Source organism: Streptomyces sp. NPDC002784 (assembly GCF_053592135.1).
Genome location: NZ_JBSFVD010000001.1, coordinates 1 through 20205, shown reverse-complemented (window position 1 = coordinate 20205; position 20205 = coordinate 1). Strand labels below are relative to the sequence as shown.

Sequence of the window (20205 nt, the reverse complement as noted above, 5' to 3'; positions counted from 1 at the left end):
CTCAGCTCCGGGCCGCACCGTGGTGCGCATGCACGCACACGGACACCGACCCCGCACCCCTGAGGCCGAGCGCACCCGCCGCTGGTTCATGAACAAGTCCCTGCTCGTCGGCGGCGCCGCCGCGGTGGCGACGATGACCGGCTGCTCGACCGGTTCGTCCTCCTCGTCGTCCTCCTCGTCGACCGCCTCGTCGTCCTCGGCCGCTCCGGGCGGTGGCGCGCCGGGTGGCGGCGGCATGGGTCCCGGCGCCTCGGCGGTGGCGTACGACGACTTCGTCGGGGTCACCACGGACGGCACGGTCCAGGAGGACCTGTACTCGATCCACTCCACCGGCGTCTCCACCGACGCGATCGTGAAGGCGGCACAGGCTTTCCTGGACGGACTGTCCGCCCAGGAGAAGCGGTCCGCGCAGTACGACGTCCAGGACGACGAGTGGCTGGCCTGGAGCAACGTCGACGGCTACGAACGCAAGGGCGTCCGCATGGGCGACCTCACCGAGAAGCGGCGCGCACTCGGTTACGCCCTGCTCGGCGCCGCCCTGTCCGCGGACGGGCTCACCCAGGCCCGCAACATCATGAAGCTCAACGCCTACCTCGGCGAGTACAACGGCGGCGGCAAGGAGACCCTGACCGAGGGCCACTACTACTTCACCTTCATGGGCAGCCCGTCGACCACGAAGCCGTGGGGCTTCCAGTACGAGGGCCACCACCTGGCGATCAACTACTTCGTGCTGGGCGACCAGGTGGTGATGACCCCGACCTTCATGGGCTCCGAGCCGACCTCGGCGACGTACGACGGCGAGAAGATCACGACCTTCAAGAAGGAGACGAAGGCCGGTCTGGCCCTGCTGCGCTCCCTGACCTCGGCCCAGCGGGCGAAGGTGATCTCCTCGGAGGAGAAGGCCGGCGACAACCTCAAGGCGGGCGCGGGCCAGGACAACCTCCAGCTGGCGTACCAGGGCCTCGCCGCGTCCGGGTTCACCGGGGCGCAGCGCGGCAAGCTGCTCGACCTGGTGCGGGTGTACGTCGGCAACATGGCCGACGCGCACGCCGAGGTGAAGATGGCGGAGGTCGAGCAGCATCTCGACGACACGTACTTCTACTGGATCGGTGAGACGAAGGACAGCTCGGCGTTCTACTACCGGGTGCACAGCCCCGTGGTCCTGATCGAGTACGACGCGCAGTCGCCGCTGGCCTACGGCAACGGGAACGGAGGAGGGGCGGGCGGCCCCGGCGGGACGCCGACGCAAGCGCACATCCACACCATCATCCGCACCCCGAACGGCGGTGACTACGGCGTGGACCTGCTCAGACTCCACCTGGAGAACGATCACTGACCCGGGTCCAGAAGTGGTCCACGATCCGGTCCAGGAAGTCCCGGCCGGACGCGCTGGAGCCGCTGTCGCCGCCGCCCCAGCTCAGGGTGGAGACCATCTGGCCCTGGTAGTCCTCGTGCAGTTCCTGGAGGGCGTCCTCCAGGAGCCGCCGGTCGAGCGGGCAGAGCTTGCCGATCGGGCGGACGTACGCCTGCCAGCGCGTCGTCACCGCGCTGCGCAGCAGGTCGGCGAGCTTGTCGTCGCGGCCGGTGACGGTGACGAAGTCGGCCAGCGAGAGCCCGAGCAGCGAGGCGAGCTCGGCGGCCTGCCGCTCGGTGCCCCGCCAGTCGTCGCTCTCCTCCATCCGCAGATAGGCGTGGAGGTCGTGCCCGACGGCACGGGCGACGTCCTCGGCGGCGAGACCGCGGGCCATGCGGTGCTCGCGCAGGGTCCGCGGACGGCCGAGCAGCTCACCGGGCGAGCACCACAACACGCCGGCCAGAGCGGTCAGTTCGGGGTTGGAGGGGGAGGTGATCCCGCGTTCCCAGGCGATCACGAGGTCCGGGGTGACGTAGGGCATGCCGTACGAGACGCGCATGCCGTAGGCGACATGTTCGGGGCCCATGTTCAGGGCGGCACGGAGCCGGCGGGCGGCGGGGGCGTTGAACGGGGGAGTCGGCGGAATGGGCTGGTTCGGTTGAGCTGGGGGTCGGCGCACGGGGCACAAGCTATGGGCGCCGGGGAGCGGTGACTACGGTCTGTTCGGCCAGGATCACGGATTGTAGGAACGTACGGTTCCGGCCGTCGGGGGTCGGGGTGGCTGAAGATCGTCGGTCCGTGGGTGGTGGGTGGAGAGGGTCGCGCCGGATGCTCGCGCGGCCGGTGTCCACCCGGAGAACGGCAAGCTCAGCGGGCATATGCGCAGGCATCTGGACGCCCCGAACGGCAGGCGTCCGGCCCGGGCTGCGCTCCCCGCGTTTCGCCCAGGTGTGCGGGCGTGCGGCGCGTCGACCGGGCCCCTGACGGGGAGGAACCCGCGGCGCATTTCGTACGTTTCGCCGTACGGGCCCGGCACTTCTCACCCCTTGACCGCCCCGCCCAGCGCGAACCCCCCGCCCAGCCGCCTCGCCACCAGTACGTACAGCAGGATCACCGGCGTCGAATAGATCACCGAGAAGGCCGCCAGCTGCCCGTACACCACCGTCCCCCGGTTCCCGAAGAACTCGTTGATGCTCACCGCGGCCGGCATCTGGTCCGGAGTGAGCAGCAGCATGAACGGGACGAAGAAGTTCCCCCACATCATCACGAACGAGAACACCGTCACCACCGCCACCCCGGGCCCCATCAGCGGCAGGACGATCCGGAGCAGGGACTGCAGCGATGAGGCCCCGTCCGTCCAGGCCGCCTCCTCCAGCTCCTTCGGCACGCCGTCCATGAAGTTCTTCATCAGCCAGATGGCGAACGGCAGTTGGGAGGCCGCGAAGAAGAAGATCGTGCCCCGCATCGTGTCGATCAGGTTCACCTGGACGAACAGCGCGTACACCGGAACCATGATCGCGGTGATCGGCAGGCACGTCGCGAACAGGATCGTCAGCAGGAACGGCCGGTTCAGGCGGGAGCGGAAGCGTGACAGGGGATACGCCGCCAGCGCCGCGCACACCACCGTCAGCAGCGTCCCGCCCCCGCACAGCAGCAGGCTGTTGAGCAGTGGCGTGAAGGTGATGTCGTCGGTGAGGACGGCGTCGAAGTTGTCCCATGTCACGCCGTCCGGGACCGTCACCGACAGGTCCGCGTGCGGATCGACCGCGGACAGGACCACCCACGCCAGCGGGAGCACGAAGGCCGCCGCGACGGCCAGCAGCCCCGCGTCGGCGGCGAGACGGCGAGTTGTCCGGGAGCGCACGGCCCTACACCTCCGTCCGCAGCAGCCGCAGATACACCGCCGAGAACAGCGAGCCGACCACCAGCAGCAGCAGCGCCACCGCCGTTCCGTAGCCGATCATGCTCTTCTGGAAGGCCTCCTCGTACATGAAGAGCGGGAGCGTCTGGCTCTTGCCGCCCGGGCCGCCTCGCGTCATCACCCAGATCAGCCCGAACACCGACAACGTCTGCAGGGTGATCAGCATCAGGTTCGTGCCGATGGAGCGGCGGATCATCGGCAGCGTGATGTGCCACAGGCGGCGCCAGCCGCCCGCGCCGTCGGCCTCGGCCGCCTCCGTGATCTCCTTCGGGATCTCGTTCAGCGCGGCCGAGTACACCAGCATCGAGAACGCCGTGCCCCGCCACACGTTCGCGAACGACACCGCCAGGATGGGGAGGGTGAACAGCCAGTTCTGGGAGGGCAGATGGAGCCAGTCCAGGATGGCGTTCAAGGTGCCCTCGCGGCGGAAGAAGGCGTACAGCAGAAAGCCGGCGACCACCTCCGGGAGCACCCAGGCGGCGATGACGATGCCGCCCGTCAGCGTGCGGACCGGCTTCGAGGCGCGGTGCATCAGGGCGGCCAGGGCCAGGCCCAGGGTGTTCTGGCCGATCAGCGCCGATACGACCGTGAAGACGAGGGTCAGCCATACGGCGTTCAGGAAGGCCTCGTCGCCGAACGCCGTACGGAAGTTCTCGAAGCCGACGAACGACTCCTCGGCCTGGCCGGTGAGCTGGAGGTCGGTGAAGGCGATCCAGGCGCAGTAGGCGATGGGACCGGCGAGGAAGAGGAGCAGCAGGACGACGGCCGGGGTGAGGGGCAGTGCGCGGGTGATCGTCCTCATGCGCGCCGGCTCACTTCCGGATCACCTGGTCATCGGTGGCCGCCTTGAGCTCCTCGTCGTAGTTCTTGGCCGCCTCCTCCACCGACGCGTCACCTGTCGTCACGCTCTCCATCGCCTCCTGGATGGCGGTGGAGACCTTCGGGTACGCCGGGTAGGCGGGCCGGTAGTGGGTGTGCGCGACCAGGTCCGTGAAGAACGTGATGCCGGGCTGGGCCTCGGCGTACGCGGGGTCGTCCGCGACGTCCTCGCGGACCGCGATGCCGGAGTTGGCGATGTACCACTTCTGGGCGTTCGCCTTGGTCTGCATCGTCGTGATGAAGTCGAAGGCGAGGTCGGGGTTGGCGGCCTTCGCGGGGATCGCCCAGGTCCAGCCGCCGGACATGCTCACCTTGCCGGGGGCCTGGCCGTGCTGGGTCGGCATGGCGGCGAGGCCCAGCTTCTCGGACCACTCGGGCCATTCGTGGCCGCTGCCCTCCAGCCAGTCCTGCGGGAGCCAGGAGCCGTCGAGGGCGATGCCGAGCTTGCCCTCGGGGAGGAGTTCGCCGCGCACCCGGGTGCCGAAGTTGGGGTCCAGGGCGTCGGCGACGTCGGGGCCGAGCTTCTCCCGGTAGACCGTCTCGACGAAGGCGAGGGAGTCCTTGAAGCCCTGGCTTCCGGCGATCCACTTCTTGGTGCGCTCGTCGTAGAGGCGGTCCTCGGTGCCGTACAGGAGCATTTCGAAGCCCTGCATCGTGGCGGCCTCGCCCGCGGGCTTGCCCGTGTAGACGTTCAGCGGGGTGACGTCCGGGACCTTCTCCTTGATCGTGCGGGCCGCCTCCAGCAGGTCGTCCCAGGTCTTCGGCTGCCAGGGGACCGGGATGCCCGCCTCGGCGAAGACGGCCTTGTCGTACCAGAGCCCGCGGGTGTCGGTACCGTCCGGGACGCCGTACGTCCTGCCGTCCTCGCCCTTCGCCGCCGCCTGCGCGGTGTCGATGAACCGGTCCCAGTCCGGCCACTTGGCGAGGTAGTCGTCGAGAGGCTTGAGGTATCCGCTGGTGATGTCGGAGTTGATGAGGAAGGTGTCCTCGTAGACCAGGTCCGGGGCGGTCTTGGGGGAGCGGAGCATCTGCTGGAGCTTGGTGTAGTACTCCGAGTCCGGGGCCTTGATCGGGATGAACTCGACCTTCTTGCCGGGGTATTTCTTCTCGAACTGCTTCTTGATGTCCGCGAGAAAGGTGTCCATCACCTTGACGTTGTTGTCCGTCGACTGCTTGAAGGACACCTTCAGCGTGTCCGGATCGCTCCCGGAACCGCCGCCGCAGGCGGTGAGGGTCGTCGCGGCGGCCAGGGCGAGGAGGGTGGGGATCAGGGCGGCGGTGGGGCGCACGGGCATGACGGCATGACCTCCTGCGGGCTCACGTCGTTGTGGCGCGGGGATGGCTGCCCGGTGAACGTAGGTGGAGTGGTCTAGTCAGGTCAATGCGTCTGCGAAGGATTGAACGCCGGCTACCGCTCCCGGTCGACCCGCTTGCCGATGACCGGCCCGTGGAAGACCCCGCCCCGGAAGTCGATGTGATCGCCGCCGTACCGGGATCCCTCCGCGGCGCCGGCCCGGCCGGAGACCTCCCGCGGCCGGTGCTTGCGCAGCACCCCCATCGCCACGGCCGCCGCCTGGGCGGCCGCCCGCTGCTGCGAACCCCCCGCGTCCGCCCGCGACTTGCCGGGGTCCGCCCGGTCGCTGATCCCCCGGATCACGAGCGCGTCCACCTGCCCGCTCACCTGCGCCGCGTGGACGGCCCCCGCGCCCTCCATCTCGATGGCGTTCGCGTCGTTGTAGTGACGCCTGATGAACTCCGCGAACGCCGACTTCTCGTCCGCGAGGACCACATCCCCGCAGGCGATCGGCTTCAGGTGGCCGCGTACGTCCTCCAGGCCCCGCAACGCCGAACGCGCCGCCTGCACCAGGCGGTTCGAGCCGTGCCAGACCTCGGGGCGGGCCAGGAAGCCCTCCGGCGTCAGCTTGCCGCCCTGTACCGCGTACACCTTCGTGCCGACCACCACGTCACCGATCCCGACATCGGCCTTCAGGGAGCCCGCCACGCCCACGAACAGCACCGCCTCCGGCCGCAGCCAGCCGAGGATCTGCGTCGTCAGCGCGGACGCGTTCACCGCGCCCTCGCCCAACTCGGCGAGCGCCGGCGTCCATTCGGTGCCCGGCAACCGCCCGCACTCCACCCGCGTCCCGTCCTCGTGCACCAACTCCGCGGTCTCAGCGCCGAGATGGGCTCGTACGGCGGCGTACTCGACGGCCAGCGCGGTCACGACGACGACGGTGGGTGAAGTCTGCGGCACGCATTTAAGGTACTGCCAAGCACGGCCACCGGGGGAAGGAAGAACAACGTGGCGGAGCGCGACGTCACCATCGGCCAACTGCTCCTCACCGAGTACCAGACCGTCAAGGACGAGCAGAAGACCCGCATCGGCTTCCGCGACAACCTCCTCTACGTCACCCTCACCGTCGTCGCCGCGGTCATCGCCGCCGCCGCGCAGGCCGAGCGGTCCGCCATGCTGCTCGCCATCCCGCCCGTGTGCGTGGTCCTCGGCTGGACCTACCTCGTCAACGACGAGAAGATCTCCGCCATCGGGAAGTACGTACGCGAGGATCTCGGACCCCGGCTCACGCAACTCGCCGAGGCCGAGCGTGCGTTCGCGTGGGAGACCGCCCACCGCACCGACCCCCGGCGCCGCTCCCGCAAAGCCGTCCAGTGCGCCGTCGACCTGACGGCCTTCTGCGTCGTGCCGCTCGCCGGGCTCGCCGTCTACTGGAGTGCCGGGCAGACATCCCCCGGACTGCTCGTCGTCTCCGTCCTCGAAGCGCTCGCCCTGTGCGGTCTCGCCGCACAAGTCGTCGCCTACGCGCGGCCGTTCACCTGAGAGCCGCTGACCCACCGGTACTGCAGCTCCGGCCGCCCCACCGTCCCGTACTGAGGACTGCGCACCGCCCGCCCCGCGTCCACCAGATGCTCCAGATACCGGCGCGCGGTGATCCGCGAGATGCCCACCGCCTCCGCCACGCCCGTCGCCGTCAGCCCCTGCGCGCAGTCCCGCAGCGCCACCGTCACCCGTTCCAGGGTCGGCGCGCTCAGGCCCTTCGGCAGGGCGGCCGGGCCCGGCGCCCGCAGGGTCGCCAGGGCGCGGTCGACCTCGTCCTGGCCGCTCGCCTCGCCCGCCGCCGCGTGGAACTCGGCGTACCGCACGAGCCGGTCCCTGAGGGTCGCGAAGGTGAACGGCTTCAGGACGTACTGGACCACCCCCAGCGACACGCCCTCCCGCACCACCGCCAGATCCCGCGCCGACGTCACCGCTATCACGTCCGCGTGATGCCCCGACGCCCGCAGCGAGCGCGCCAGTTGCAGCCCGTGCACGTCCGGCAGGTGCAGGTCGAGCAGGAGCAGGTCCACGGGCGTGCGGTCCAGCGCGCGGCGCGCCTGAGCGCCCGTGTGCGCCTTGCCGACGGCGGTGAAACCGGGGACCCGGCCGACGTACAGGACATGCGCGTCGGCGGCGACGGGGTCGTCCTCCACGACCAGGACACGGATCTGCTGCGGGGTGCTCATACGGGACCTCCAGAGACTGCGCCCCCAAAGACCACGCCCGCGCCCGCCCGTACGGCCCCCAGCGGCAGCCGTACCTCGAACTTCGCCCCGCCCTCCTCGGCGCCCGCCACCGTCAGCGCCCCCGCGTGCCTGCTCACCGCCTGCCGCACCAGCGCCAGCCCCAGCCCCCGCCCACCGGGACCGGGCGCCGGCTTGGTCGAGAAGCCCCGCTCGAACACCGCCTCCGCGTGCGCCGGATCCACGCCCGCCCCCGTGTCCGAGACGGACAGCACCAGCTCGGACGCCTCCGTGTACGCCCGTACCGTCACCCGTGCCCGCGCGCTGCCCTGCGCCGCGTCGACCGCGTTGTCGATCAGGTTGCCCAGGATGGTGACCAGGTCCCGGGCGGGCAGCGACTCCGGCAGGAGCCCGTCGTCGAGCCGGCTGTCCTGCGACACCACCAGCTCCACGCCCCGCTCGTTCGCCTGGGCCGTCTTGCCCAGCAGCAGCGCCGCCAGCACCGGCTCGCCGACCGCCGCCACGACCCGGTCGGTGAGCGCCTGCGCCAGCTCCAGTTCGGCCGTCGCGAACGCCACCGCCTCCTCGGCCCGGCCCAGCTCGATCAGCGAGACCACCGTGTGCAGCCGGTTGGCGGCCTCGTGCGCCTGCGAGCGCAGCGCCTGGGTGAAGCCCCGCTCGGAGTCCAGCTCGCCCATCAGCGACTGGAGTTCGGTGACGTCCCGCAGGGTCACCACCGTGCCCCGGCGCTCCCCGCCCGACACCGGGGAGGTGTTGACCACCAGCACCCGGTCCGCCGTCAGATGCACCTCGTCCACCCGGGGCTCCGACGCCAGCAGCGCGCCGGTGAGCGACGGCGGCAGCCCGAGGTCGGCGACGGAGGTGCCGACCACCCGGTCCGAGACGCCCAGCAACTCCCGGCCGCCGTCGTTGACCAGCGCCACCCGGAACTGCCCGTCGAGCATCAGCAGCCCTTCGCGCACCGCGTGCAGGGCGGCCTGGGAGTAGTCGTACATGCGGCTCAGCTCGGTGGCGTTCATGCCGTGCGTGTGGCGGCGCAGCCGGGCGTTGACGACGTAGGTGCCGACCGCGCCGAGCGCCAGCGCGCCGCCCGCCACGCCGATCAGCGCGGTCAGCTGGCCCCGCACCCGCTTGCTGATCTCCTCCACCTTGATGCCGGCGCTGACCAGGCCGACGATCCGCCCGCCGTCCCAGATGGGGGTGACCGCGCGGACGGAGGGGCCGAGGGTGCCGGTGTACGTCTCGGTGAAGGGCTCGCCCCGCAGCGCGTCCTCGATGTGACCGATGAAGCGCTGGCCGATCTCGTCGGGATCGGGGTGGGTCCAGCGGATGCCCCGCGTGTCCATGATCGTGACGAAGTCGACCCCGGTGTCCCGCTGCACGTGCAGCGCGTACGGCTGGAGCGAGGAGGAGGGGTCGTCGGTGCGGATCGCCTGCCGTACCGAGGGGGAGTCGGCGATCGAGCGGGCCACGGCCAGCGCCTGCCGGCCGGCCGCGTCCTCGGCCTGGCTGCGGTCACCGGCGTACGTGAACAGCGCGTACCCGGCGACGACCACCGCTATCAGCACCGCCTGCATGGCGAAGAGCTGGCCTGCGAGGCTGCGGGGCCGGGGGACGGGGAAGCGCATGCCGTCAGTGTGCCTCCCGGCCCGGCGTGAACTAAATGAACGGAAGGGTGACCGCCCTCACAGGGCGGGAGATAGTCACGGCATTCCCCGAAACCCCCGGACGTGAGCCGCACGCCGGTGATGCCGACGAAGACGTCAAGGAGGGCAGCCGTGGCCGCCAGCACCCCCGATACGGCACCCGCAGCCAAGCGGGACCGCACGCACTATCTGTACATCGCGGTGATCATCGCGGTCGCCCTGGGCATCACCGTCGGTCTGGTCGCACCCGACTTCGCGGTGGACCTGAAGCCGATCGGCACCGGGTTCGTGAACCTGATCAAGATGATGATCTCGCCGATCATCTTCTGCACGATCGTGCTCGGCATCGGGTCGGTCCGCAAGGCCGCGAAGGTCGGCGCCGTCGGCGGTATCGCCCTGGTCTACTTCACGATCATGTCGCTGATCGCGCTGGGTATCGGCCTGGTCGTCGGCAACATCGTGGAGCCGGGCACCGGGCTCGCGGTGACCGACGCGGTCAAGGACGCCGGTCACGCCCAGGTCGACGCCGAGGCGAAGGACACCACCGAGTTCCTGCTCGGCATCATCCCCACCACGATGGTCTCCGCCTTCACCGGCGGCGAGGTCCTGCAGACCCTGCTCATCGCCCTGCTCGCCGGCTTCGCGCTGCAGGCCATGGGCCCGGCCGGGCAGCCGATCCTGCGCGGTGTGGAGCACCTGCAGCGGCTGGTCTTCCGCATCCTCGCGATGGTCATGTGGGCCGCGCCGATCGGCGCCTTCGGCGCCATCGCCGCCGTGACCGGCTCGGCCGGCCTCGATGCCCTCAAGAGCCTCGCCGTCCTGATGCTCGGCTTCTACGTCACCTGCGTGCTGTTCGTCTTCCTGGTGCTCGGCGTGCTGCTGAGGGTCGTCGCGGGCCTGAACATCCTCACCCTCTTCAAGTACCTGGGCCGGGAGTTCCTGCTGATCCTGTCGACGTCCTCGTCGGAGTCCGCGCTGCCGCGGCTCATCGCGAAGATGGAGCACCTGGGCGTCAGCAAGCCGGTGGTCGGCATCACGGTGCCGACGGGCTACTCCTTCAACCTCGACGGCACGATGATCTACATGACCATGGCCTCGCTGTTCATCGCGGACGCCATGGGGACGCCGATGTCGGTCGGCGAGCAGATCCCGCTGCTGCTGTTCCTGCTGGTCGCCTCCAAGGGCGCGGCGGGCGTCACCGGGGCGGGTCTGGCGACGCTGGCCGGTGGTCTGCAGTCGCACAAGCCCGCGCTGGTGGACGGCATCGGTCTCATCGTCGGCATCGACCGGTTCATGAGCGAGGCCCGCGCCCTGACGAACTTCGCGGGCAACGCCGTGGCCACGGTCCTGATCGGCACCTGGACCAAGGAGATCGACCGCGGCCGGGTCGACCAGGTACTGGCCGGCCGGATCCCGTTCGACGAGGCGACCCTGCTCGACGACGGCGGCGCCGAGCCGGAGACGCCGGCCGAGGTCCCCGAGCAGGGCGGCGAGAAGGAGCTGGCGAAGGCGTAGCCCCGGCTCCCGCACTACCCCGAGCGGTCAGGCACTCCCCCCACGGGCCTGGCCGCTCGGCTCATGCGTGCAGCCCCGCCACCAGCGCGGTGGCCTCCGCGGCGGGTACGCCCGCCGTGGTCAGCACGGTGGCCGCGGCCGAGCGGCCCGCCTCCTCGGGTGCGAGGAGACCTTCGTTCACCGCCTCCATCAGGGCGATCAGGGTCTGCTCATGGACGTACGCCAGCGCGGGCGCCGGCAGCGGTGAGGTGAACACGCCCTGGTCCAGGCCGCGTCGGAGGAGGTCCGCGGCGGCCTCGCGGACGGGGGTCAGCCGGCCGCGGATGCCCTGTACGGTGACACTGCGCTGGGCCAGCGCCACCAGGATGCGGTAGCGGTCGGCGACCTCCCAGACCGCCAGCACCGAACGGGCCAGCGCCCGGGCCGGATCCTCGATCCCCGCGCACCCCGCCGCGCACCCCGCCGCGCACCCCGCCGCGGCGACCGCCGCCACGGCATCGTCGACGAGCGTGCCGACCAGCGCCTCACGGCTGGGGAAATGGCCGTACACCGTCCGCCGTACGACGCCCGCGGCGCGCGCGATCTGGTCCATCGACGCGTCGGGGTCGCGCAGCAGTTCGGTGAGGGCGACATCCAGGATGCGGCGGCGGTTGACGTCGGCGCGGGTGGGGTGACCGGTGGGCATGGCAGCCATTCTGCACACCCGGCGGTCCGTGGCGGCGCCGTGTCCAGGGGTCGGTGATAACCTATAGCGAACCCTTGACGCTATAGCCCCCATCGGTCAGGAGCGCGCCGATCGTGTCCAAGTCGGATCCCAAGACCCCCCGCGAGCGCTACCGCGCCCAGGTGCGGGACGAGATCAAGACCCGCGCCTGGGAGCAGATCGCCGGCGCCGGTGCCTCAGCGCTGTCCCTCAACGCCATCGCGAAGCAGATGGGCATGAGCGGCCCCGCCCTGTACCGCTACTTCGCCAACCGCGACGAACTCATCACCGAGCTGATCAGGGACGCCTACCGCAGCCTCGCCGACCGCTTCCAGGCCGCGGCCAAGGCGGGCGCCGGCCTCCCCGGCCTCGCCCGCACCATCAGGGACTGGGCCCTGGAGGACCCCCACCGGTACTTCCTCGTCTACGGCACCCCCGTCCCCGGCTACCAGGCACCCCCCGACACCACCCTCATCGCCTCCGAGGTGATGACCGTGCTCCTCGACGCCTGCGAGGCCGAGGGAGTCGCCGAGGACCCCTTCCGGACCCACATCGCCGAGCACCGCTCCTGGGCCGGCGACCACCCGGCCCCGCCCGCGGCCCTCCACCACGCCCTGGTCTTCTGGACCCGCCTGCACGGCACCCTGTCCCTCGAACTGGCCGGCCACTTCACCGGCATGGGCTTCGACCCCGCCGAGCTGTACGCCGCCGAGACCCGGGCCCTCACCACCTCCCCGACGGAGGGCGAACCGCTGTTGCCTTGACGCCGGGGTCAAGGATTACGTTCGTACGCATGCGAATCGGCGAGCTGGCCGAGCGGGCCGGGACGACGACCCGGACGCTCCGGTACTACGAGTCACGCGGCCTGCTGCCCGCGCGGCGCACCGAGAACGGCTACCGGACCTACGACGAGAGCGATCTGAGGCTGCTGCGGCAGATCAGGACGCTCCAGGACTTCGGGTTCGACCTGGAGGAGACCCGGCCGTTCGTGGAGTGCCTGCGGGCCGGGCACCCCGAGGGCGACTCGTGCCCGGCCTCGCTCGCGGTCTACCGGCGCAAGCTGGACGAACTCGACGCGCTCATCGGCGAGTTGCAGACCGTGCGGGCGCAGATCGGGGTGCGGCTCGCGCTCGCCGGGGATCCGAAGTGCGAACTGGGAGGGTGACCGTGGTGAGTACCGTGGTGAGTGAAGTGACCGACGCCGACTTCGAGGCGGAAGTCATCGGGTCCGACGTGCCGGTGCTGGTGGAGTTCACCGCCGACTGGTGCCCGCCGTGCCGGCAGATGGCGCCGGTGCTGCGCGCGCTGGCCGACGAGACGGGCGACCGTCTGAAGGTGGTGCAACTGGACGTGGACCACAACCCGCTGACCACCAACGCCTACAAGGTGCTGTCCATGCCGACCTTCATGGTCTTCCGGGGCGGCGAGCCGGTGCGGTCCATGGTGGGCGCCCGGCCCAGGCGGCGGCTGCTGGAGGAGATCGCCGACGTGCTGTGATCTGCACCCGCACACAAGAAATCCCCCGGGCAATTGCGCCCGGGGGATTTCTTTGCGTATATTCAATGATTCGCGACTTCAATGCAATTGGGCCGCGAAGAAGCTGACTAAGCGCAGTATATCCGGGCGGGAGTGGAATTGTCAAACAGCGAATTTCCGGACGATGAAATGCGCGGCGAGCAGGAATTCATCGACGGCCTGTACGCGCGCGTGGACGCGCTGCGCGGTGACACCGAGACCTCCGTCGCCGACGCCCTCGCCCAGGGCGACACGCCCATGCAGGCCCGGCTGGAGCGGGACATCCTCGTCGCCGAGCGCTCGGGGCTGCTCGCCGCGCTGAACGCGGTCGACGGCTCGCTCTGCTTCGGCCGGATCGATCTCGCCTCCGGCGTCAGCCACCACATCGGCCGGATCGGACTGCGCACCGAGGACGAGGCCCGCACCCCGATCCTCATCGACTGGCGGGCCGCCGTCGCCCGCCCCTTCTACCTGGCCACCGGACACACCCCGATGGGCCTGCGCAGACGCCGGCACATCAGCACCAGCGGCCGTACGGTGACCGCGCTGCACGACGAGATCCTCGACCTCGGGGACCAGCAGCGCACCGGCCACGAGGACCCCAGCGGCGACGCCGTGCTGCTCGCCGCCCTGAACTCCGCACGCACCGGCCGCATGGGCGACATCGTGCAGACCATCCAGGCCGAACAGGACGAGATCATCCGCGCCCCGCACCGCGGAGTGCTGGTGGTGGAGGGCGGCCCCGGCACCGGCAAGACCGCCGTCGCCCTGCACCGGGCCGCGTATCTCCTCTACGAGCACCGGGAACTGCTCGCCAAGCGGGCCGTTCTGATCGTCGGCCCCAACCCCGCCTTCCTCGGCTACATCGGCGAGGTGCTGCCCTCCCTCGGTGAGACGGGCGTGCTGCTGGCGACGGTCGGCGAACTCTTCCCCGGCGTACGGGCGAAGGCGGCGGACACCCCGGAGGCGGCCGCCGTGAAGGGCCGCGCCGACATGGCGGAGGTGCTCGCCGCCGTCGTACGCGACCGGCAGGCGCTGCCCGATCCGGTGATCGCGATCGAGCACGACCGCGAGATCCTGATGCTCGACGACGGCCTGGTGGGCGTCGCCCGCGAACGCACCCGCTCGGCGCGGCTGCCGCACAACACGGCACGGGAGTACTTCGAGGGCCACATCCTCAACACCCTCACCGACATGGTCGCCGAGCGCATCGGCACCGACCCCTACGACGGTACGAACCTGCTCGACCCGAGCGACATCACCCAGATCCGCGACGACCTCGCCGAGAACCCCGAGGTGTGGTCGGCCATCGACCAGCTGTGGCCGGTGCTCACCCCGCAGCGGGTGGTCGCCGACTTCCTCGCCGCACCGGAGGGATATCTTTCGGCCGCCGACGCGGCCGCCGTGCGCCGCCCGGTGACCCGGGCCTGGACCGTGGCGGACGTCCCGCTGCTCGACGAGGCCGCCGAACTCCTCGGCGAGGACGACCGGGTGGCCCGGCTGCGGGCGGAGCGCGAGCGGGAGACCCAGATCGCCTACGCGCAGGGCGTGCTGGACGTGTCGTACGCCTCCCGTACCTATGAGTTCGACGACAAGCACGACGAAGACTCCGAGGTGCTCTCCGCGCACGACATCATCGACGCCGAGCGGTTCGCCGAGCGGCAGGAGGAGGACGACCACCGCAGCGCCGCCGAGCGCGCGGCGGCCGACCGCACCTGGGCGTTCGGGCACATCATCGTCGACGAGGCGCAGGAGTTGTCGCCGATGGCGTGGCGCCTGCTGATGCGGCGCAGCCCGACCCGCTCGATGACCCTGGTCGGCGACCCGGCCCAGACCGCCGAGGCGGCGGGCGTCGGCTCCTGGTCCGACATCCTCCAGCCGTACGTGGAGGACCGCTGGGAGCACACCCGGCTGGGCGTCAACTACCGCACCCCGGCCGAGATCATGGAGCTCGCGGCGGCCGTGGTCCGCGCCGAGCACCCCGGGTTCGAACCGCCCAGCTCAGTGCGCTCGACGGGGGTGCGGCCGTGGATCCGCGCGACGGACGACCTGCCCGGCGCCGTGGCCGAGGCGGTGGGGGAGCTGACCCCCGCGGAGGGACGCCTGGCGGTCATCGCCCCGCGTGACCTCCACCGCCGCCTCGCCGCGCGCCTGGACGGGGTGACGGCGGACGCGGAACCGGACCTCACCCGGACCGTCGTCCTGCTGGACCCGCGGCAGGCCAAGGGCCTGGAGTTCGACTCGGTCCTGGTCGTCGAGCCCGGCCGCTACGGCACCAGCGACCTCTACGTCGCCCTGACGCGGGCGACGCAGAGACTCGGCGTCCTGCACACCGGCCCGCTCCCGGCCGGCCTCGTCGGCTAGGCCGGCCGGAGCCACACCGTCGCCAGGGGCGGCAGGGTCAGGCGGATGCTGGTCGCCTGGCCGTGCCGGCCCTGGGGTTCGGGCTTCAGGGGGTCGGGGTTGCCGACGTCGCTGCCGCCGTACCGCGCGCCGTCGGTGTTCAGCGTCTCGTGCCAGGCCGGGACGTCCTCGGGGACACCCAGGCGGTAGTCCTGCCGTACCACCGGGGAGAAGTTGGAGACCGCCAGCAGCGGCACGCCCTCCGTGTCGTACCGGAGGAACGCGAAGACGTTGTCCTCCGCCGCGTCCCCGGCCACCCACCGGAAGCCGTCCGGGTCGGTGTCCCGCGCCCACAGCGCCGGAGTGTGCCGGTAGACGGTGTTCAGGTCCCGGACCAGGTCCCGCACGCCCCGGTGGTCGGCCTCCGCGCCGTACGCCGGATCCAGCAGCCACCAGTCCGGGCCGTGCGCCTCCGACCACTCCGCGCCCTGGGCGAACTCCTGCCCCATGAACAGGAGTTGCTTGCCGGGGTGGGCCCACATGAAGCCCAGGTAGGCCCGGTGGGTGGCGCGCTGCTGCCACCAGTCGCCGGGCATCTTCGACACCAGTGACCGCTTGCCGTGCACGACCTCGTCGTGCGAGATCGGCAGCACGTAGTTCTCGCTGTAGGCGTACACCATCGAGAAGGTCATCTCGTGGTGGTGGTACCTGCGGTGGATCGGCTCGTGGGACAGATAGCCCAGCGAGTCGTGCATCCAGCCCATGTTCCACTTCAGGCCGAAACCGAGCCCGCCGCCGTCGGTGGGCCGGGTCACCCCCTCCCAGGCGGTGGACTCCTCCGCGATCGTCACCACGCCCGGCACCCGCCGGTACACGGTCGCGTTCATCTCCTGGAGGAACGCCACCGCGTCCAGGTTCTCCCGGCCGCCGTGGACGTTCGGGATCCACTGGCCCGGCTCACGGGAGTAGTCGAGGTACAGCATCGAGGCGACCGCGTCCACCCGCAGCCCGTCGATGTGGAACTCCTCGCACCAGTACACGGCGTTGGCGACGAGGAAGTTGCGCACTTCGCGGCGCCCGAAGTCGAACTCCAGCGTGCCCCAGTCGGGGTGGGCGGAGCGCAGCGGGTCCTCGTGCTCGTACAGCGGGCGCCCGTCGAACTCGGCCAGCGCCCAGTCGTCGCGCGGGAAGTGCGCGGGCACCCAGTCCATCAGCACGCCGATGCCCGCCTGGTGCAGCGAGTCGACCAGGAACTTGAAGTCGTCGGGCGTGCCGAGCCGGGCGGTGGGCGCGTAGAAGCCGGTGACCTGATAGCCCCAGGAACCGCCGAACGGATGCTCCGCGACCGGCATCAGCTCCACATGCGTGAAGCCCAGCTCCTTGACGTAGGCGGGCAGTTGCTCGGCGAGCTGGCGGTAGGTCAGCCCCGGCCGCCAGGACGCCAGATGCACCTCGTAGACGGAGAGGGGCCCCTCGTGCGCCGGTATCCGCCCGCGCCGCTCCAGCCACTCCTGGTCGTGCCACTCGTGGTGCGAGGCGTGAATGACCGACGAGGTGTGCGGCGGGACCTCGGTACGGCGGGCCATCGGGTCCGCCCGCAGGGTGCGGGAACCGTCGGGCCGGGTGATGTCGAACTTGTACAGCTCGCCCTCGCCTATCGCCGGGACGAACAGCTCCCACACCCCGGTCCCGCCCAGCGACCGCATCGGATACCCGGCGCCGTCCCAGAAGTTGAAGGTCCCGGCCACCCGCACCCCGCGCGCGTTCGGCGCCCACACCGTGAACCGGGTGCCGTCGACGCCCTGGTGGGTCATCGGCTCGGCGCCGAGTGCCCGCCACAGCTGCTCGTGCCGGCCCTCGCCGATCAGATGCAGGTCCAGATCGCCCAGCGCGGGCAGGAAGCGGTACGGGTCCTCGGTCTGCAGCTCCGTGTCCTCGTACGTCACGAGCAGCCGGTACTCCGGCACGTCCGGCAGCGGCAGCAGACCCGAGAAGAAGCCCTCGCCGTCGTCGTGCAGCTCGGCCCGCAGTTCCCCGGCGAGCACGGTCACGGAACGGGCGTACGGCCGGAAGGCCCGGAAGGCCACGCCACCGGGCACGGGGTGCGCGCCGAGCACGGAGTGCGGAGCGTGATGGGTGCCGGCGAGGAGACGGGCCCGGTCGTCGGCGTCCACGGCGGGGGAGACGGCGATCACCGGGGCGGGCACCGGCGCGGCCACCGGCGCGGCCACCGGCGCGGCCACCGGCGCGGGCTCCAGCACGGGCTCCGGGGGGAGGGCCTTGGCGGGGTTCCCGGCCGGGGACTTGGTGCCGGGCGCCTTCTTCGCCGCGTCCTTCTTCGCCGCGGTCTTCTTCACGGTGGCCGACGTGCCACCGGCCGCCTTGGCGGCCACCTTCTTCGCGGTCTTCTTCGCCTTCCGCGCAGCGTCCTTCCGAGCGGCGTCCTTCTTCGCCGGACTCTTCTTGTCGGCAGCCTGTTTCGCCGCCGCTGCCTTCTTCGCGACGCTCATCTCCTCGGCCGTCTGCTCGGCCGAGTGGTGCGGATCGGAACCGGGGGACGGGGGGCGGGGGGTCACGGGTGGAGCCTCCTCGACGAGGGTGAGGTGAGCGGGGACGGGGCGCCGACGTCCGCGGCGAGGCGGCGCACGGCCGACAGCGGGACCGGAAGCCAGTCGGGACGGTGGCGGGCCTCGTAGACGACCTCGTAGATCGCCTTGTCCGTCTCGCACGCCCGCAGCAGCACGGGATCGGTACGGGGATCGACGCCGGAGACCTCGGCGTACCCGGAGCAGTAGGCGGCCCGGCAGGTCTCGGCCCAGTCCGGCACGGCCGGGTCGGCCGAGTGGGCCGCGTAGTCGAAGGAGCGCAGCATCCCGGCGATGTCCCGCAGCGGGGGCTGCGGCATACGGCGCTCGGCGAGCGGCTTGGCCGGTTCGCCCTCGAAGTCGATCAGTGACCACTGCCCGGCGGGCGAGCGCAGGCACTGGCCGAGGTGCAGATCCCCGTGGACGCGCTGGGCGGTCCAGGTGCGGCCCTCGGCCGCCAGGCTGCCGAGCGCCTCGAACGCCGACCGCAGCCCCGGCGCGTACGGCCGCAGCGCGGGCACCGCCTGAGTGGCCGAGTCCAGCCGCTCCAGCATGCCGTGGACCATCAGCTCCAGCTGGGTACGGCCGAGAGTCACGGTCGGCAGCGCGCGGGCCAGCGCGGTGTGCACCTCGGCGGTGGCCCGCCCCAGCGCCCGCGCCTCCGCGGCGAAGTCCTCGCCCTTGGCCAGCTCGCGCAGCGCCAGATCCCAGCCGTCCGAGGCGCCCTGCACAAAGGGCTGGAGCACCCCGAGGACGTACGGCTCCCCGGACTGCTCGGCGCGGATCCACGCCGTGGGCGCCGGGACCCGGGGGCAGCCCTCGCGGGCCAGCGCCAGCGGCAGCTCCAGGTCGGGGTTGACGCCGGGCACGACCCGGCGCAGCAGCTTCAGGATGAACGTATCGCCATAGACGATCGACGAGTTGGACTGCTCGGCGGTCATCACGCGCGGTACCAGGCCCGGGCGGATCTCCTGGTCCTGCTCCCGCTCGAAACGCAGCCCGCCGATCCGGGCCTGGGTGCGCAGCGCCTCCAGGAGCAGTTCGGCGGGCCGGGGGTCGTACAGGGCCTCGTACACCGTGCGTCCGGCGAGCGGGCCCTCCTCCACGTGTCCGATCAGCGCGGGCGCGAGCCTGGGCGGCAGCGCCTCGCGCGCGCCTATGAGGAGCTGGTAGCAGTCTCCGGGGTGCGTCTCGGCGCCGAGGACGAGCGGCTGATGGGCGCGGACCAGCAGGTGGTACAGGCCCAGCTGGCCGTCGGCCGGCAGCAGCTCGGTGGCGGCGACCAGGGAGAACCCGGTGACCGGCCGGCCCTTCCCGGCGAACCACCTCTGCCGCGGCAGCCACTCCCGCAACAAGGGGTCCAGGGACGCAAGGAAACCCGGAGTCGAAGTGAGCGTACGGATGACGGCTTCCGACATGGCGTCGCGTCCTTTCCCCGGGGGGTGGTCGGGGTGTTAGTGATGCGTGCCCCGGGCGGGGCGGAGGAAACCGCCCCGCCGGGCTTGTGGGAGTCAGTTCTCCTTGCGGAGGCGGAACCAGTAGAAGCCGTGCCCCGCCAGCGTCAGCAAGTACGGGAGTTCCCCGATGGCCGGGAATCGCACCCCGCCGAACAGCTCCACCGGATGCCGTCCGCTGAATTCGCGCAGGTCCAGCTCGGTCGGCTGGGCGAACCGGGAGAAGTTGTGCACGCACAGGACGAGATCGTCCTCGTACTCCCGCAGGAACGCGATCACGGCCGGGTTGGACGACGGGAGTTCGGTGTAGGAGCCGAGTCCGAAGGCGGGATTCTGCTTGCGGATCTCGATCATGCGCCGGGTCCAGTGCAGCAGGGACGACGGCGAGGCCATGGACGCCTCGACGTTGGTCACCTGGTAGCCGTGGACCGGGTCCATGATCGTGGGCAGGAAGAGCCGGCCGGGGTCGGCGGTGGAGAAGCCCGCGTTCCTGTCCGGCGTCCACTGCATGGGGGTGCGGACGGCGTCGCGGTCGCCGAGCCAGATGTTGTCGCCCATGCCGATCTCGTCGCCGTAGTAGAGGATCGGCGAGCCGGGCAGCGACAGCAGCAGGGCGGTGAACAGCTCGATCTGGTTGCGGTCGTTGTCCAGCAGGGGCGCGAGGCGGCGGCGGATGCCGATGTTGGCGCGCATGCGGGGGTCCTTGGCGTACTCGGCCCACATGTAGTCGCGTTCCTCGTCGGTGACCATCTC

Annotated in this window: 18 protein-coding genes; 7 read left to right on the top strand and 11 right to left on the bottom strand. The window is 71.2% G+C overall.

The annotated features are described in order from the left end of the window. The first annotated feature begins 28 nt into the window (after positions 1–28). Positions 29–1336, top strand: coding sequence for a DUF3500 domain-containing protein (locus ACWD1Z_RS00090; RefSeq protein WP_451114159.1), 1308 nt, complete (start codon positions 29–31; stop codon positions 1334–1336). Here the strand turns inward: ACWD1Z_RS00090 and ACWD1Z_RS00085 are convergent. The 5 genes from ACWD1Z_RS00085 to ACWD1Z_RS00065 form a co-directional block, all read right to left on the bottom strand. Continuing rightward, positions 1308–2033, bottom strand: coding sequence for an XRE family transcriptional regulator (locus tag ACWD1Z_RS00085; RefSeq protein ID WP_451114157.1), 726 nt, complete (start codon positions 2031–2033; stop codon positions 1308–1310). The genes ACWD1Z_RS00090 and ACWD1Z_RS00085 overlap by 29 nt on opposite strands. Positions 2034–2393: 360 nt before the next feature. Then, positions 2394–3218 carry a carbohydrate ABC transporter permease gene (locus tag ACWD1Z_RS00080; RefSeq protein WP_451114155.1) on the bottom strand — a complete coding sequence of 275 codons (825 nt, stop codon included), beginning with the start codon at positions 3216–3218 and terminating at the stop codon, positions 2394–2396. 4 nt (positions 3219–3222) lie between these two features. Then, the gene (locus ACWD1Z_RS00075; protein ID WP_451114153.1) at positions 3223–4077 is read right to left on the bottom strand and encodes a carbohydrate ABC transporter permease; all 855 of its coding nucleotides are present in this window, start codon (positions 4075–4077) and stop codon (positions 3223–3225) included. Positions 4078–4087: 10 nt separating this feature from the next. Further along, positions 4088–5449 carry an ABC transporter substrate-binding protein gene (locus ACWD1Z_RS00070; protein ID WP_451114151.1) on the bottom strand — a complete coding sequence of 454 codons (1362 nt, stop codon included), beginning with the start codon at positions 5447–5449 and terminating at the stop codon, positions 4088–4090. Positions 5450–5562: 113 nt separating this feature from the next. Continuing rightward, complete coding sequence (locus ACWD1Z_RS00065; RefSeq protein ID WP_451114150.1) at positions 5563–6408, bottom strand: 5'-methylthioadenosine/S-adenosylhomocysteine nucleosidase; 846 nt, start codon at positions 6406–6408, stop codon at positions 5563–5565. A 48-nt stretch (positions 6409–6456) separates the two neighbouring features. Between ACWD1Z_RS00065 and ACWD1Z_RS00060 the strand changes: the two genes are divergently transcribed. Next, on the top strand, positions 6457–6990 hold the full coding sequence (locus ACWD1Z_RS00060; RefSeq protein ID WP_451114148.1) for a hypothetical protein: 534 nt from the start codon (positions 6457–6459) through the stop codon (positions 6988–6990). Here ACWD1Z_RS00060 and ACWD1Z_RS00055 read toward each other — a convergent pair. Both ACWD1Z_RS00055 and ACWD1Z_RS00050 read right to left on the bottom strand, forming a co-directional pair. Beyond that, positions 6969–7673 (bottom strand): response regulator, encoded by a 705-nt coding sequence (locus ACWD1Z_RS00055; RefSeq protein ID WP_451114146.1) that lies wholly within the window; start codon positions 7671–7673, stop codon positions 6969–6971. The two genes, ACWD1Z_RS00060 and ACWD1Z_RS00055, sit on opposite strands and share 22 nt — an antisense overlap. Further along, positions 7670–9319, bottom strand: a complete 1650-nt coding sequence (locus ACWD1Z_RS00050) for an ATP-binding protein (protein ID WP_451114145.1) — start codon at positions 9317–9319, stop codon at positions 7670–7672. Before ACWD1Z_RS00050 ends, ACWD1Z_RS00055 begins: the two co-directional genes overlap by 4 nt. Before the next feature lie 120 nt (positions 9320–9439). On the opposite strand from ACWD1Z_RS00050, the gene ACWD1Z_RS00045 reads away from it, so the two are divergent. Continuing rightward, positions 9440–10852: a cation:dicarboxylate symporter family transporter gene (locus ACWD1Z_RS00045; RefSeq protein ID WP_451115414.1), complete on the top strand. Its 1413-nt coding sequence runs from the start codon at positions 9440–9442 to the stop codon at positions 10850–10852. Positions 10853–10913: 61 nt separating this feature from the next. Here ACWD1Z_RS00045 and ACWD1Z_RS00040 read toward each other — a convergent pair whose 3' ends face one another. Next, positions 10914–11546: a TetR/AcrR family transcriptional regulator gene (locus ACWD1Z_RS00040; protein ID WP_451114143.1), complete on the bottom strand. Its 633-nt coding sequence runs from the start codon at positions 11544–11546 to the stop codon at positions 10914–10916. Positions 11547–11650: 104 nt separating this feature from the next. Between ACWD1Z_RS00040 and ACWD1Z_RS00035 the strand changes: the two genes are divergently transcribed. The 4 genes from ACWD1Z_RS00035 (at position 11651) to ACWD1Z_RS00020 (ending at position 15434) form a co-directional block, all read left to right on the top strand. Further along, positions 11651–12319, top strand: coding sequence for a TetR/AcrR family transcriptional regulator (locus ACWD1Z_RS00035; RefSeq protein ID WP_451114142.1), 669 nt, complete (start codon positions 11651–11653; stop codon positions 12317–12319). Positions 12320–12348: 29 nt separating this feature from the next. Continuing rightward, on the top strand, positions 12349–12720 hold the full coding sequence (locus ACWD1Z_RS00030) for a MerR family transcriptional regulator (protein ID WP_451114140.1): 372 nt from the start codon (positions 12349–12351) through the stop codon (positions 12718–12720). 17 nt (positions 12721–12737) lie between these two features. Continuing rightward, positions 12738–13052 carry a thioredoxin family protein gene (locus tag ACWD1Z_RS00025; RefSeq protein WP_451115412.1) on the top strand — a complete coding sequence of 105 codons (315 nt, stop codon included), beginning with the start codon at positions 12738–12740 and terminating at the stop codon, positions 13050–13052. Positions 13053–13220: 168 nt separating this feature from the next. After that, positions 13221–15434, top strand: coding sequence for a HelD family protein (locus ACWD1Z_RS00020; RefSeq protein ID WP_451114138.1), 2214 nt, complete (start codon positions 13221–13223; stop codon positions 15432–15434). On the opposite strand, the gene glgB is transcribed toward ACWD1Z_RS00020, so the two are convergent. From glgB to ACWD1Z_RS00005, 3 genes are all read right to left on the bottom strand, one after another. Continuing rightward, a complete protein-coding gene (glgB, locus tag ACWD1Z_RS00015) occupies positions 15431–17989 on the bottom strand; it encodes a 1,4-alpha-glucan branching enzyme (RefSeq protein WP_451114137.1) in 2559 nt (852 codons plus the stop codon). The genes ACWD1Z_RS00020 and glgB overlap by 4 nt on opposite strands. Beyond that, entirely contained in the window at positions 17986–19416 is a 1431-nt protein-coding gene (locus ACWD1Z_RS00010; protein ID WP_451114135.1) for a maltokinase N-terminal cap-like domain-containing protein, read from the bottom strand. The genes glgB and ACWD1Z_RS00010 overlap by 4 nt, the downstream gene beginning before the upstream one ends. Positions 19417–19509: 93 nt before the next feature. Then, positions 19510–20205: alpha-glucosidase C-terminal domain-containing protein (locus ACWD1Z_RS00005; protein WP_451114133.1), on the bottom strand; the 696-nt coding region annotated here is incomplete at its 5' end.